This window comes from Clostridium sp., from assembly GCF_036569345.1.
Taxonomy (GTDB): Bacteria; Bacillota; Clostridia; order Clostridiales; family Clostridiaceae; genus Clostridium_AD.
Window position 1 is genome coordinate 1 of record NZ_DATCQT010000106.1, and the last position, 14,303, is coordinate 14,303.

Below are 14,303 nucleotides of genomic sequence, written 5' to 3' on the forward strand. Positions count from 1 at the left end.
TTGTTCATCACAGTCATTTATTAGTCTTTACCGGCCCAAGTTACCGATTAACACACTCAACCATGAATCCCCAGTAATGGGAATAAGGTGCTGGAAAAATTAAGTTCCGCAGTGCATGGTTTTTAGCTTGCCAAAAACAAATTATACATTTGGACTATTCATTACTAAAATTAAATCAAATATTTACTACGAAAACATTATAGGAATAAATGACTAATAGATAATAAGACAGTACACCACATAACGTACCTAAGTCTAACTTTGATGAAATCAATTAAAGTGTGAGGACGGCGAGTACGACAACTTTTGGGGCAACGCACATTTTGAAATAAAAAAGTGTGACCTCAGGTACATATAACTTTAGTATTATTATGACTAAAGTTATAGAATTATCTTAAAATAGTCAATAATGTTTTGAGTATGATTAACAATTATGTTACTTTTTATGTCTTATTTATCCCTATGCGAAACAACTGAAAAACAGGAGTGAAGACGTAGTAGTCTTAATCTCAGCAGAATAAGTTAGATTAGTTTAGAAGATGAGTAAAGTATCATATATAAGTTTTATATAATAGTTAATTGTAATCTTAAAATATTTAGAATAATCATTTATAAAGATAATTACTAAAGAGGAGTTGTTATTAATGAAAACATTATTATCATTTTTATTTTATCAAAAAATAACTAAAAGTAGCACTAAAAAATTTAAAAAGAACTTCAAGAAAAAAAATGCATCAAGCCTAATAATTTTAACAAATCTAGGAACAATAATTTACCTTGTTATCGAATTTATATTTAAAACAATTAGCTCTATTATTTCACCAAAAAAGATTATAGTTGAACCTAAAAATGTAGTTAATTTTAATAAGTATAAAATAGAAAAACTACAGAAGAAATCAAATGTCATTCAGTTTCCTAAAAAAGTTTCAAAAATTTAATGCATAGGTAACTCTATGCATCCCAAAGGATATATAAATAATGTAATCTTTGGAATGTGTAGAGTACCAGAGGAGGTATATTATATGGGAATAATAATAGGAATGGGTAGCTTATCAATAGCGAGTCGAATAGTTGCTATGATTCTCGGAAAAATGAATAAAGTGGACGATGCAAGTATGGTTGAAGTAGTTACAACAACACTCATGGTTGGAACAGTAGTAACAGCAGTCACAGGAGCATTTGCACAAGTTGCTAAATTAGGTAGATAAAATGGGACTAATATTATACGGAATGCTTATGGCTCATTTAGTTGGGTACAAGGATGAATATATGAGAATTGGAACTACATTTGCTACAACAATGATGGTTAAACTAGTAATAAAACAGGCAAACAAAGACCATGCAACAATGATTGGTCTTGGAGGGGGATTTTGTGTTATAAAAGATGTAGCAATATTACTAGAAAAAGTTACTAAAAAAGGATTTAATGTGTTAGGAACAAATAATGTTGGTGGGCAGAATGGAATAGTTGGAGATATGCTTAAAAATATCACAGAATTATTAGCACATGAGGAGTGATATATAGAGGAGTGATATATATATGAAGTTATTTAAAAAAGATAAGAGATTCCCACTTACAACTAAAGGAATAGAAGATATGTTTAAATATGAGAAAGATATAAAGATTAAAAAAATAAATGGTTATACTGGAATAGCAGTAATATTAGTATTATTTGGATTAGGCTTTTTAAGTAAAGAAATTTTTATGATAATGATAGCCACCAAGGGGTTAAATGGAATCACCGACATAATATTTAGATGATATTAAGGATAGAGAAATCTATCCTTTTCCTATTTAACTACAACATTACCTAATAATCGCTAAAGTGTTTTAGAAGGCACATATGGACGTCTGAATAGTATTATAGAAGGCTAACAATTGCATAAATATGGAATAAATCAATAACCATATGAACAGAACACTTTAAAACCAATTATAAGGCACTTTAATATTCCCATATAAACTTATACCTAGAAATTAGTTAGAACGATTTAGGGGGTAATTTGAATGCGTAATATTGATGATTTTTTAATAATGTTTTATTTTTTGAATATAAAAATACTTTAATATAAATAAAGGATATAATTGAATTTAGGTTTATATTCTTTTATAACGTTTAACGAGCCATTTATCACATATTTTATAAAGATGATACATAATACATAATAGTGATATATAATATTATTATAAATAAATGAGAGTAAGTGGTGAATATATGAATAATTATGCATTTAATGAATTTACAAATATAATTTTAAAGTTTACAAATGAACCCGATATAGAAAAAGCACTATATGTTTTAGCTAGAAAAGGACAAGTTGGGAGATTGAGCATGTCTAAAATAGACAATTCGAAATTTGCTGATGCTATATTGCGTTGCTTAGGAGATAGTGAATTTAATAAAGAAATTTACGATAGAAATGGTGTTGCTAAATATTTAATAAAATTTTTTAAAAATGAAGTTAGGTTTGGTGGGGGTGGGTTAGAAGGTTTTATGAAGCCGATAATTGAAGAAACAAAAATTATGGTTGAAGACTGCATAAAAAAATATGAAGACTACATGTATTCCGAATTTACTGAAAAACAAGTTAAAGAAGTTTTTATTAATAGAGTTATTTGGACAAAGGGAGAATACTCGGATTATTGCTTTGATAATCTTAATTTGAAAAACTCTAATGCTATACATAATACGTATGCATATAATATCTTTATAGATGAGTATAATAATAAGTTTAATACTACAATGGGAAAAGCCAGTGAAAGAACTCAGAAAAAAATAGAATTTGCAAATGAGAAATTTGATTATAAATTAGAGAAAATAATTTTAAATTTACAATTTAAGCATAATCAAAAATATATTGCCGAATATTTATACATACCGATTAGTTTATATAGAAGTATATTGAAAAATATGGACTTATTACGAGGACATAGGAAAATAAATCAAAGTAATATTGAAACATTAATATTGCTTGATAATGAAAATGCAATTATTAAAATACACATTGATATTACTCAATATGAAATAAGTGAAGTTGAAGCTTTAAACACAGAGATGTGTGAAAATATATCTGTAAAAGAAGGCATTAGAAAACAATGCATGCATAATAAAATTGAAAGAAATCCCAAGATTGTACAATTAGCAAAAGGCTATTTTAAAAAAAATAATGGGGGGATTTTATTCTGTGAAGTATGTGGTTTTAATTTTTATGAAAAATATGGTGAACTAGGGGAAGGATATATAGAAGCACATCACACAGAACCCCTAAATGAGAGAGAAGGAGAAACAGAAACGAATATAAGAGACTTTGACATGCTGTGTTCGTGCTGTCATCGCATGTTGCACAGGAAGTATCCATGTATAAAAATAGAAACTCTTAAAAAAATAGTAATGAAACAGAAAATAATAAAACAACAAAAGGTAGAAGGATAATTTAGTCCTCTACCTTTTCTTTATTTTAATCTCTACACAATATTATTGGCAACGCCTAAAGTTTTAATTTATCCTTTTATTAGAGAAGAAAATCCTCTTCTTTAGGTTTGCTATATTTATCAATTAATTGTCCTACATCATCAATAAACTCTTTTTTTCTAGCATTTGATAAATCCTTTAATTTAAAATATTCTAATTTCATAAGAGCATAAGTTAGGCTTTTGTTTTCAACTAGAGATTTACTCATGTTGGAAAATACGTCCAGACCATAGGGGCAGTTAAAATCTCTAAGAGTAGCAAAATGTTTAATAATTTGGATTATATATTTGTTGCAATCAGAATCTTCTTTTAATATAAGCGTATCAAGATCAATATTTTCAGACTTAGATTTTTTCACCCACTTATTTCGTTCTTCTAGTGTAAAGAATTTAAACTCTTTCAAATATTGGTCTGCTTTAAATAGAGCATCTGTAGAACTCATTTTTTCGATTTTGCAAATATTATATAATATCCCTCTCATATTTATTTTATTGATACTCTTTATTTTATTGTTTAATATATCATCAATGTAATTTTCTTTAAAAACAAATTTAATTGCAGTATGAATTCTTCCATCCTCGTAAACTTGAACCCATACCTTATTGTCTTTTAATTTAGTAAGTGTTTCAGTCGGAACATCTTCATTACTATTTATTAATTCACCTAACTGCCTAGTAGTTATATTCAATTCAGAAAGTTTAGTATTTAAAAAGTCTATTATTTGAGTTGTCATAGGAAATAACCTAAATTGGTATTCTAAATTAATTAACCATTCCTTTTGTTCTATATCTTGAGATGATAGTTTTATTTTATTCACATCAATTAAAGACATTAGGTAATCAAATATATCTTCTTCGGGTAAATTTATTATGCTTTTGAATATAGCATATAAAACACTTACGTCCATCGAGTTTATGGAACCACTTTCTATTTGTGATATATATGAAGCACTTTTATTAATATCTTTAGCTAATACATTACCTTGAATACCTCTCTTTTTTCGTTCTTCCTTAATTACATTTCTTAAAGTGTCATTAACTTGGATTATTGGCATATATTTTCACCTCTTAATCTAATTTATATTATTTATGTATATAATATCATCATATTCCAATAGTTAAGGAAAGTCAAAGTATTTTATAGAAAAATTCATAAAATAGTTATAACAACTATATTTTAACTGTTTAAAACTATAATTAATGAAAATAATTATATATTATTATAATTTTACTTAATTAAGTGTTGTAATTATAAAATATAGGGTGTATTATATGAATATGGAAATAAATCTAAATGTTTCCATAGTTTGGTCAACAAAAGTAAATTAAAAAAGGAGAGACAATAAAAATGAATAATGATTTAGTAGTTAAAAGTGAACATCAATCACAGATAGGGTTTTCAGATGAATTTAGTTATGGAGATGCTTTTATAAGGTATGAAATCACTAAAGACAATAAGCTTAATTTATATGTGGAAGATTGTGCAAAAGCATTAGGTGTTGTTAAAAATAGTAATTTAAAGGGTGGTTCTGAATCTGTAACTGTTAGATGGGACAGAGTTTATGATGACTTAGTGGGTGTAGAGAGAATTCCCACACTTGGGAATTTTACAAGTCTATCAAATGAAGAGAAAAAGACATTAAGAAATGAAATAAAAGCTATGACAATAACTGAAACACAATTGTATCTGTGGAGTTTTAGAGTAGATAGTGAACAAGGTAAAAAATTTAGAGAATGGTTGGCGATAACCGTTCTTCCCAATTTAAGAGAACATGGAATATATGTAGCTGGAATGGAGAAGATGACTCCTGAAGAAATAAAAAGAGTCACTGATGAAAGAATTGAAATGTATGTATTACGTAAGTTTGGAATAGGAATACGTAAGAGTTTAACTGATACAATAAAGAAAGTTTTGAACCCAGCCACATATGAAGGATATATTTATGCTAAATATACAAATATCGTCTATAATTCTTTATTAGGAATGGATTGTAAAGAATATAAAGAACTATTAGGACTAGATAAGAAAGATAGTTTAAGAGATAAATTTAGAGACTCTGGAAATGAAAAAGCTTTAAATAATATAGCTAAAGCTGAAGATTTTATGGGAAACTTAATGATGTCGGGAATAACAGATGAGATGATGTTAAAAGATTTAATAACTAATTGGTATTCAAAAATAGCATAAAAAACCAATGAAAACAGAACTAAGGGGGAAATAAAAATATTAACTGCAACTTTTTAAAATGAGGAACTTACTTTTATAATTGGACTAATGGAAATTAAGGAGGGAATATAAGAGAGTTGTTAATATTAATTAGTACAACACAAAAAAGCCAAGCATATATCCTTGACGAAAATTAATAAAAGTATAGACATATTTAATACAGGAGAGAATTGCAGTTCTTTCCTTATTATTACTATCTTTTAATTATAACCAAAATTCTAAACTTTATTCAAAACTACGAAAGGAGGTGAACAAAAACATTAATACATATACATAAGTGTAAAACAATAATAATGTATTGTCAATAAAATGTGAGTTTTAAATACTTATAAAAGGCTTAACTTGGTAATAGCAGTGACTTAAAGGCTTTGGAACGCTGGGAAACAGATTATTAAAATCAAAAATAAAATAAGGGAGGAGATTAAAATATTATGGAATTTGAATTTGTGAATATATGTAGAACTTCACCTGCAAAAAAAAGTGGAGAGCTTAAACTAAATGATATTATCGAAGTAAAGAAGGAGGATGGAGTATGTTATAGGATTTATTTAAATAACTCACCTCATTATGCGGAAGTTCCTACAAATAATATTATGCTATTTGAATTAAAATCTATGACTTGGACTTTAGATAATAAGGAAAGGAGCAGTAAGCTTGTAAAAAGCAATAGTGTCGAAAAAGGAACTGTTTATTTAAGTGATGTTTTAAAAAGGTTTGGTTATGACAATTTAGCGTTTGAAGTGTACCTTAATGTGACCAGTATTAGTAGAATATCAAATGACATGTATTACGAAAAAAGAAAAGAATACAAAGAAGTTTCCTAATAATAAAATGGATTTTAGAAGTAAGTAGGTATTATTGTAGATGTTGTAATTAGACATTAGAAGATTAAATACTACTTGATCAAGGGGAAGGTTAACTTTCCCCGTAGTTCATATCTGAAGTAAAAATAATATTCAACCATTTGGGGCAGTAGTTAACTAATTTTATTAAATATGAAAGGAACGTGATTAATAATGATAAATATAAAATATTATGGTGGGGGTGTAAACAATTACGAAAAATGAGAATATAGAATTAAATTTAAAGTATAAAAGTTATAAAGAGGTGTGTGAGGTATTAGATGAGAAAATTAAAAGTGGTTGCTCTAAGACTTCACAAATTGAAGAATGGAGCAGATATTTTAAAATAGAAAGAGATGGTAATGGATATATATTTACTGAAAAATATGACGTAGCTTTGAAAAAGATTGATAATCGTGGTTTAGCAGAAGGAAGTAGAAATAACAATAATTTATATGGCAAATACATTGAAAAATTAGTATTAGATTTATTAGTCCAAAAGTATCAAATCACAAAAGAGAGAAAAATATATTCAAGTAGAGATAAAATGTTAAGGTCGTTAGAAATGGTAAATGATAATTATTCCTTTGGCAAATTTAATCGAGCAGTATTAGGTAATTATATAAATGTTGATACTGATAATATTAAAGAATTTTATATGCTAAACAATAGAAATATGCTTGACTCAGTTGAAAGAGCATTTAATCAATTAGCAAATAAATGTTTAGTAAGTTGGAATATAGTTATGACAGTTGCCATTGACGTAAGTGAAGATGATATAATTATTCTTAATGAGGATAATCTATCCATAAAAAAGAATGAAGAACATAGAACAGCTAATGCAGAAGAAAGAGACACTATATTACATATGGAAAACAAGGTATTAGAAGAAATGGAACTGGAAAGTAAACAAGATGCAGTTCTGAAAGATAGATATAAAGAATTTAATGATAGAGTATGTGCTTTACTAAGAGAAAATACTAAAATATTATATTATTATAAGTCTTACGATGTGATATTTCATGAAAAAGTAATCCAAGAATTAGACAAAATTAACATTTGGATACTAGAGCAAGAGGAAAGGAGAGAAATTAAAATAACATTAAATGGTATTATATCTAATAATATAATTGAGAATGCAGAACATAGAAAATTAAAAGCATTAGAAACAAAAGAAACACTTACAGGAGATAAAAAAGAGAGATATATAGAAATGAAAACTGACCGTAGAATTGAAGATACATATGTTGAGGATAACAGTAAAATTATTGATGCTGTAATTAATTGTAAAAAAAAAGATATAACTAAACAAATGATTCAGAGTAATAAAGAAGATAAAGAAAGTAGACGTTTAGGAATAAAAAAAATTATGGATTTATAATAAAACTATATAAAAAAATTTGCCTATTATCAAACACCCTATATAATAATATATATTGGTAGGTTTGAAAATAGCCAACTTAATAAAAGAAAGTTTAAAGCTCTTGTTGGCAAACCCCTCCAAGATTATAAATATACGTAAACTTCTAAAAAATAAAATAAATTAATGTTATAGGACACCCTTCTTTTGGGTGGACTATAGCCATTGGTTACCTTGTGGCAACAAGGTAAGGTCTTGCTTTTGAACTTTACAAATATTATATACAAAATAAATACCGTTTTAATACTGACAAGATGACAATATAATGAAAAAAAAATTTATGATTTACAGCGTAGATAAGGTATTACTTTTTTGAGTAATGACATAGAGTTTAGATAGAATATGACGATATATCATGAGTTTCTTTAAGCATCTTAACATAAATATATGGAATTTTTAAAGGTGCTGTATGGTTGTAAAGTATAAAGCAATTAAAACAATACTTTTATTGTGAAGAGTTTCTTATTTTTAATATCGTATGCAATAAAGGAGAACTTGCAGTGATTTTAACTGTAGGTTCTTTTTTATTTTAGATTTGTTAGCATAATGATGTGGTCAAAATGCATATCTGAGTTATACCACGAAACAATTAATATAAATGCTATGATATAGGCTTAAAGTGCTGCTATGTAACGGTTATAAAGATATAATCAATATTATAATGATTAATATGAAATGTCCCTTAAATGGCTATATATAAGGTATACGTAATAATATTACGAGATACAATACGAGATGAATTTTTGTTTTGATTAGTTTATGAGAGTGTGAAGGAACATAAAGGTAAAAGAATATTGATGGAGAATATACCCGATCTTTCAAAAGAAAACAAAATGAATGTAAAAATAGAGGATATTTAAGTATTATATTTAATGTATAATAAAATAGTAATTTATTACAAAATTGAACTAATTTATTTGTAACTATTAAACGTTGAATTTAAGTATAAATTATTATTTAATTATTAGGGGGTAATTTATTTTGAATAAGAAAATTATAAGTTCACTTCTTACTGCTTTAATGATAGCACTCCCTCTAATATGGTTAAAATAGATATAATTTTCAATTTTATTCCCCCCTTATTTCCTTATAATAATAAGACCTCCGTAATCCTTTGTATAGTTATATTATACCATATTATTCTTGCTTTATAGCACCATTTAGTCTCACTGGGGTGTTACTTTGTAGCATTTAATATTAGGATTAAAAGTCTATTATGTTTTCTTAAAGTCCAAGTTTAGATATTATACATAACTTTGATATTAAATTTAGTTATTAGTATGTCTAAAACCGAGTCTCTCAGCCTCTTCTACTGTCCTAACATAACATTCGCCTTTGCCTTTCTTATTAACCTTAGTTCTGTCATATAGACCATCAAAAGGAAGATGATATATCTTATTTCCATTATTAGAAACATTGCATTTTATTGATGGATAGGTTCTATCTAATAGCTTCCCTTCTATAATTTCCACTTTTAAACTTCTTGCTACATCTTTTGCTACCTCAGAAAGTTGAGTTGATGTAATAAATACTGGATGAAGGAATATTTTTTTCTCCCCCTCTATCAGACTTATTTCATTATTTTTATCATTTTGATTTTTGTAGTAATTGGTGGATCCATTTAGGTGTTTAATATGTTTCTCATAGATTGTTTTCTCTTTACCCCAATACTTACATTGTATTAGCTCTATTAGATTTCCTTTCTTACATATTAGGTCAATTCCTTCGTCTTTAAGTCCCAAATTAATACCATGATACTCAACCTTAAAACCATTTTCTTCCCATAAGAATCCTATATAACGTTCATAAATTTTCCCTATCTCTTTATTATCTTTCCATTTACCGTTCCAATAAATATCAAGCATTTTCTGCAATCTTTCAGTTTCAGATATTTTAATATCTTTCAACGTTTTATTAATTATATTATGGTTATGCTGTACGCTTTGATTTTTAGATGTATTAATTTCTTTTGAAGATATATTATTTATATTAGGGTTTTTATTAAACTCATAATCCTTATTATTCAACATGAATTCATCTATATCTTCTACTCTTATAAAATTTCCGTTAAGGTCTTCTATAATTACAACTTTCCCAGTTACATAGTCTACTCTTGGTTTAGTATTTGAATATCTACTGGACTGTGGGTTTAATTTTTTAACTTTAGTAGCACATTTTTTAAAAATAGATTCTCTTATAAATATTATCCATAAATATATTAATACAGATATAATAAAAAAGAAAAAGATATTTTTTATAATAAAATCAATAATAACCATCCCCATAATAATAATTTTATAGAATAAAGTAGAGTTTAAGTATTTTACTTGACTCTATTATTCTATCATAAATTTCATCCAAATTTATCCTTTATTTATGATTTATGAAAATTCTATGCTTTTATTATCTACTTCACCTAACACTATATTAAATTTTGGCTATTTGTAATGTACCTAATGCCATTTTATTTAAAGGAATAAAATCTAAAGATAAAAAAGCATTAATTGTTGGAGTATTATCTGTAATGTTATTTTTTACAGGTGTGGGTATTTCTCCAAAAGCCCAAGTAAATTCAACTAATAAAAATTTTATTGTAAAAACAAATAAAACTGTACAACCTGAGAAAACTAAGGATTCTAAAGCAAGAAGTAAACTAATACCTAAGGCAGCGAATATCGCTATCAAAACAAGAAAAGCCACATGATGGATATTGCTTCCACTATATAGCTGAAGAGTTAATATTTCATCTTTAATTAATATTTAAATTCTTTAATCAACTTATCCATTGTCGTTCTTATATCCATTGCGTTAAGTCTAGATGTATAGTCTGTTTTGCATCTGTTGGAATGAACTAGATTTCTTGTATTTCTTGTATCATTCATAATCTTAGCTGTTGTTTCGTCAATATCCTTCAGACTAAGAGCAGATTCTATCAATGTGCAAAATTTATCATTTTTATTATATTTTGAAAATAGTATTCCTTCAAATATTGCTCCACACATTAACGAGTATGGTAACCAAGCATTATTATCAAAACATTTTTCTGAATCTTCATAAAACTCGCCTAACCTTTTTGCAAGAATTGAATCGCTTATTTTAGGGAAAAGCAAAGTATAATCTCGTATACCAAAGTAGTTAATTAATAAAGTATTCTCTTGCGACTGAGCCTGTTCAATACAAGTAGAATAGTCATAAGTAATAACCAACCTTGAATTTTCTATATCTAACTTATAATTGATGCCTTCTGTATGCGATAATCCACCAATAAATAATTCTGTGTAATTTATTGCGTAAGCAGGCAATAAATCAATTTTATATTCACAAGTACCATCATGTAAATCAATAAATTTATTTTCAAACAATTTAAATGTTGAACTTTTCATTATATCCACCTCAATTCTTTTTATATAATTACAATTATGTAATTATATAGTACACTTCTATAAATTCCTTCAAAGTCCTTTAATTTAATTAATAAACAAAATATTCATTTGGAGCATCTCCTATAAAGTATTTTATCTATCACAACAATTACCATTTATTTATGTCTATAAATCATATGATTTCATAGACATAAGAAAAGCAGAGATAACCATAGATTGAAGTAGCTAAATCATACTAATTTACTCTAACAAGTGTCTACGAAACTTGTATATGATTTCATAGACAGTTATAATGTAATCATAAGATAAATTAATGAAAGAGAGTGATTATATATGATATATGGATATATGCGAATAAGCACACAAAAGGAAAAGCAGACCACAGATAGGCAAAGAATAACACTTGTATCATATGCAAAAGAGAATGATTTTAAGTTTGATGAAATAGTTGAGGAGAGAGTAAGTGGAACAGTAAAGGCAGACCACAGGGAAGTGTTTAAGGATTTAAAAACTAAGACATTAAGAAAAGATGATATACTTATTATTACTGATTTAGATAGATTGGGTAGAGATGCAGATGATGTTATTGCAGAATTAAAGGATTTAAAATTCAAAGGCATCAGGGTTATTGCATTAGATATTCCATATATGAATGAATTTAAGAAGGCACAGGACAGTAGTATATATAACATGGTTGTTGATATTGTAATTACTTTAAAAGCACATATGGCACAGCAGGAGAGAGAGAAAACAGTTTCAAGAATTAATCAAGGACTAGCAGTTGCAAGAGCCAAGGGTACAAAATTAGGCAGACCACAAGTAGAACTACCAAAGGATTTTATTAAAGAGTATGAAAGATTAAAAGATGGTAAATATGGGGATATGACAGCAACAGGATTTGCAAAAATGATAGGAATAGGCAGAGCTACATTATACAAATATATAAAAATTCATGAAGCGGGAGAGGAATAAACCTCTTCTTTTTTTATTGATTATAAGGGGGGGGATATAAAACATTGCTGATTTATTAGACGTACACATATATAGGGTGAGTAGGTCAATCTCAATAAGATATAATTTCCGCAATAAAATAAGTATTTTAAAACTAATAAAAAGTTTTGAATTTTCCATAATTCAAAATGAAAATTCTTGGTTTTATTCAAAAATAAAAATTTCAATTATTAAATTTTCTATTACCTAAAACATTACTAATTTATGATATAATTACACATGTGTAAAATAATTATTATTTAAATGGTTAGGTAGGGGAGGACAAAGATGAGAATATACAAAGGTATAGAAATACCAGAAGATGATCCTTTTATAAATGATAAATTTCATAGAGAAGAATTTATTAATAATTTAATGTCAGTATTACATACATATGATTCTGGTTTAGTTTTATCTATTGATTCATCATGGGGGACTGGCAAAACTACTTTTATTAAAATGTGGGAAACTCATCTAAAAAATGATGCTGATTTCAAACCGATTTATTTTAATGCATGGGAAAACGATGATAGTCTAGATCCTTTAGTACCGCTAATTAGTTTAATGTCAGATGAATTAATTAGTGAAAATGGTACTAAATTTAAGGATTCAAAGTTATTTAAAATTGGTTCTAAGATAATAAAAAAAGGAGTTCCATCTCTTTTAAAAACAGCTACACATGGATTATTAGATTTATCTGAAATTAGTATAGGTAAGGATACAGAGAAAGAAATAGAAGGCTTTTCAACTAAGATTGGAGAAACAATATTTGATGACTATAAGGAAAAAAGCAGTTTAAAAAAACAGTTTAAGAAAGCTCTTATGGAATATCAACAAAGTATAAATAAAAAAGTTATAATTTTTATTGACGAGTTAGATAGGTGTAGACCTTTATATGCAATAGAAACATTAGAAAGAATAAAGCATTTCTTTGATTTGGACAACTTTATTTTTATTCTAGCTATGGATAAAACTCAATTGTCTCACTCAGTAAGCACAATATATGGAAATAACATGGATAGTATTGGTTATTTAAGACGATTTATTGATTTGGAATTTACACTTCCAGAACCAAATTTAGACGTGTATATAAATTATTTAATATCAGAATATAATTTTACCTTTATTAATATTGATTATTTTTGGAATCTATTGAAATCGATAAGTAAAAGTAAGAATACTTCATTGAGAAACTTAGATAAGCTATTTATTAATCTGAAAATTTTACTTCCTTTAGTAGATATTTTCAATAACGATAAAAAAACATTCACGGAATCTTATATATGTTTGGTGAGTAACATTTATATTTTCTTTATGCTTATAAAAATGCTTGAGCCTGATAGCTACAAGATTATTTTAGAACGAAAGTATAGCACTGAAGATATTCGTAACCTAGTTAATTTAATTGAAATTAATAAGCAACATTTTGAGATAAATAACTATAATGGGGATTTGATGCATCCATTTTATATAAATACAATATCTAAATTTTTGCTAATTCATCTAGCAGATGTAAATAATTTAAGTTTACAATCTGATAGAAATTCACAAAAATATATTATTGAATTTAATGTCGACCCATATACAGATATACCTAGAAAAATTAATTTATTATGTTTATGGAATAGTAAAAATCAATGTTCTATTATAAATAATTTTATGTTCACTAATAATGTGAAAATATAGTTTTAATAGAAATAAAAAATGTAGACCTGCTAAGTACACAGGCTTTATATGTTCAAAAACAAAATAGCAGGGCAATATTGATAGGAATGTAACATGAGGAGAATAAATCTTTTCTTTTTTATTTATTTTAATGGGCTTAGAGTTCATTTATTAATTAATTAGCATAGACATATATACCAGGAGTAGGTCAATCACAATAAAATATTGATTTTAAAGTAAATACCCATAAATGTGGTAGAATAGTAATAATAAGTTAAAAATTAACATTAAAAATTAGAAATGT

The 14,303-nt window shown here is 26.6% G+C and carries 14 protein-coding genes; 10 read left to right on the top strand and 4 right to left on the bottom strand.

The window, feature by feature from the left end:
• Positions 1-644 precede the first annotated feature (644 nt).
• From VIM70_RS10615 to VIM70_RS10635, 5 genes are all read left to right on the top strand, one after another.
• Positions 645-938: a hypothetical protein gene (locus tag VIM70_RS10615; RefSeq protein WP_331945732.1), complete on the top strand. Its 294-nt coding sequence runs from the start codon at positions 645-647 to the stop codon at positions 936-938.
• A gap of 84 nt (positions 939-1,022) precedes the next feature.
• Positions 1,023-1,208 (top strand): hypothetical protein, encoded by a 186-nt coding sequence (locus tag VIM70_RS10620; RefSeq protein ID WP_331945733.1) that lies wholly within the window; start codon positions 1,023-1,025, stop codon positions 1,206-1,208.
• A 1-nt stretch (position 1,209) separates the two neighbouring features.
• Positions 1,210-1,518, top strand: a complete 309-nt coding sequence (locus tag VIM70_RS10625) for a hypothetical protein (RefSeq protein WP_331945734.1) — start codon at positions 1,210-1,212, stop codon at positions 1,516-1,518.
• Positions 1,519-1,540: 22 nt separating this feature from the next.
• The gene (locus tag VIM70_RS10630) at positions 1,541-1,762 is read left to right on the top strand and encodes a hypothetical protein (RefSeq protein WP_331945735.1); all 222 of its coding nucleotides are present in this window, start codon (positions 1,541-1,543) and stop codon (positions 1,760-1,762) included.
• 454 nt (positions 1,763-2,216) lie between these two features.
• The gene (locus VIM70_RS10635) at positions 2,217-3,434 is read left to right on the top strand and encodes an HNH endonuclease (RefSeq protein ID WP_331945736.1); all 1,218 of its coding nucleotides are present in this window, start codon (positions 2,217-2,219) and stop codon (positions 3,432-3,434) included.
• A gap of 79 nt (positions 3,435-3,513) precedes the next feature.
• Here the strand turns inward: VIM70_RS10635 and VIM70_RS10640 are convergent, their stop codons facing one another.
• On the bottom strand, positions 3,514-4,527 hold the full coding sequence (locus VIM70_RS10640) for a helix-turn-helix transcriptional regulator (protein WP_331945737.1): 1,014 nt from the start codon (positions 4,525-4,527) through the stop codon (positions 3,514-3,516).
• A 293-nt stretch (positions 4,528-4,820) separates the two neighbouring features.
• Between VIM70_RS10640 and VIM70_RS10645 the strand changes: the two genes are divergently transcribed.
• The 3 genes from VIM70_RS10645 (at position 4,821) to VIM70_RS10655 (ending at position 7,922) form a co-directional block, all read left to right on the top strand.
• Positions 4,821-5,660, top strand: a complete 840-nt coding sequence (locus VIM70_RS10645; RefSeq protein ID WP_331945738.1) for a hypothetical protein — start codon at positions 4,821-4,823, stop codon at positions 5,658-5,660.
• A 470-nt stretch (positions 5,661-6,130) separates the two neighbouring features.
• Positions 6,131-6,523 carry a hypothetical protein gene (locus VIM70_RS10650; RefSeq protein WP_331945739.1) on the top strand — a complete coding sequence of 131 codons (393 nt, stop codon included), beginning with the start codon at positions 6,131-6,133 and terminating at the stop codon, positions 6,521-6,523.
• Positions 6,524-6,806: 283 nt separating this feature from the next.
• Positions 6,807-7,922: a hypothetical protein gene (locus VIM70_RS10655; RefSeq protein WP_331945741.1), complete on the top strand. Its 1,116-nt coding sequence runs from the start codon at positions 6,807-6,809 to the stop codon at positions 7,920-7,922.
• Between the two features lie 1,307 nt (positions 7,923-9,229).
• Here the strand turns inward: VIM70_RS10655 and VIM70_RS10660 are convergent.
• The 3 genes from VIM70_RS10660 to VIM70_RS10670 all read right to left on the bottom strand — a co-directional run bounded on the left by VIM70_RS10660 (position 9,230) and on the right by VIM70_RS10670 (position 11,344).
• The gene (locus VIM70_RS10660) at positions 9,230-10,246 is read right to left on the bottom strand and encodes a restriction endonuclease (RefSeq protein WP_331945742.1); all 1,017 of its coding nucleotides are present in this window, start codon (positions 10,244-10,246) and stop codon (positions 9,230-9,232) included.
• Positions 10,247-10,388: 142 nt separating this feature from the next.
• Positions 10,389-10,661, bottom strand: a complete 273-nt coding sequence (locus tag VIM70_RS10665; RefSeq protein WP_331945743.1) for a hypothetical protein — start codon at positions 10,659-10,661, stop codon at positions 10,389-10,391.
• Between the two features lie 53 nt (positions 10,662-10,714).
• Positions 10,715-11,344 (bottom strand): hypothetical protein, encoded by a 630-nt coding sequence (locus tag VIM70_RS10670; RefSeq protein WP_331945744.1) that lies wholly within the window; start codon positions 11,342-11,344, stop codon positions 10,715-10,717.
• 333 nt (positions 11,345-11,677) lie between these two features.
• Between VIM70_RS10670 and VIM70_RS10675 the strand changes: the two genes are divergently transcribed.
• Both VIM70_RS10675 and VIM70_RS10680 read left to right on the top strand, forming a co-directional pair.
• Positions 11,678-12,316 (top strand): recombinase family protein, encoded by a 639-nt coding sequence (locus VIM70_RS10675; RefSeq protein WP_331945745.1) that lies wholly within the window; start codon positions 11,678-11,680, stop codon positions 12,314-12,316.
• A 306-nt stretch (positions 12,317-12,622) separates the two neighbouring features.
• Positions 12,623-14,020: a KAP family P-loop NTPase fold protein gene (locus VIM70_RS10680; protein ID WP_331945746.1), complete on the top strand. Its 1,398-nt coding sequence runs from the start codon at positions 12,623-12,625 to the stop codon at positions 14,018-14,020.
• The last annotated feature ends 283 nt before the right edge of the window (positions 14,021-14,303 follow it).

What these genes read in the sequence shown, in the direction of transcription:
- VIM70_RS10615 (WP_331945732.1), top strand. Translation starts at nt 645, where the DNA reads ATGAAAACATTATTATCATTTTTATTTTATCAAAAAATAACTAAAAGT.
- VIM70_RS10620 (WP_331945733.1), top strand. Translation starts at nt 1,023, where the DNA reads ATGGGAATAATAATAGGAATGGGTAGCTTATCAATAGCGAGTCGAATA.
- VIM70_RS10625 (WP_331945734.1), top strand. Translation starts at nt 1,210, where the DNA reads ATGGGACTAATATTATACGGAATGCTTATGGCTCATTTAGTTGGGTAC.
- VIM70_RS10630 (WP_331945735.1), top strand. Translation starts at nt 1,541, where the DNA reads ATGAAGTTATTTAAAAAAGATAAGAGATTCCCACTTACAACTAAAGGA.
- VIM70_RS10635 (WP_331945736.1), top strand. Translation starts at nt 2,217, where the DNA reads ATGAATAATTATGCATTTAATGAATTTACAAATATAATTTTAAAGTTT.
- VIM70_RS10640 (WP_331945737.1), bottom strand. Translation starts at nt 4,527, where the DNA reads ATGCCAATAATCCAAGTTAATGACACTTTAAGAAATGTAATTAAGGAA.
- VIM70_RS10645 (WP_331945738.1), top strand. Translation starts at nt 4,821, where the DNA reads ATGAATAATGATTTAGTAGTTAAAAGTGAACATCAATCACAGATAGGG.
- VIM70_RS10650 (WP_331945739.1), top strand. Translation starts at nt 6,131, where the DNA reads ATGGAATTTGAATTTGTGAATATATGTAGAACTTCACCTGCAAAAAAA.
- VIM70_RS10660 (WP_331945742.1), bottom strand. Translation starts at nt 10,246, where the DNA reads ATGGGGATGGTTATTATTGATTTTATTATAAAAAATATCTTTTTCTTT.
- VIM70_RS10670 (WP_331945744.1), bottom strand. Translation starts at nt 11,344, where the DNA reads ATGAAAAGTTCAACATTTAAATTGTTTGAAAATAAATTTATTGATTTA.
- VIM70_RS10675 (WP_331945745.1), top strand. Translation starts at nt 11,678, where the DNA reads ATGATATATGGATATATGCGAATAAGCACACAAAAGGAAAAGCAGACC.
- VIM70_RS10680 (WP_331945746.1), top strand. Translation starts at nt 12,623, where the DNA reads ATGAGAATATACAAAGGTATAGAAATACCAGAAGATGATCCTTTTATA.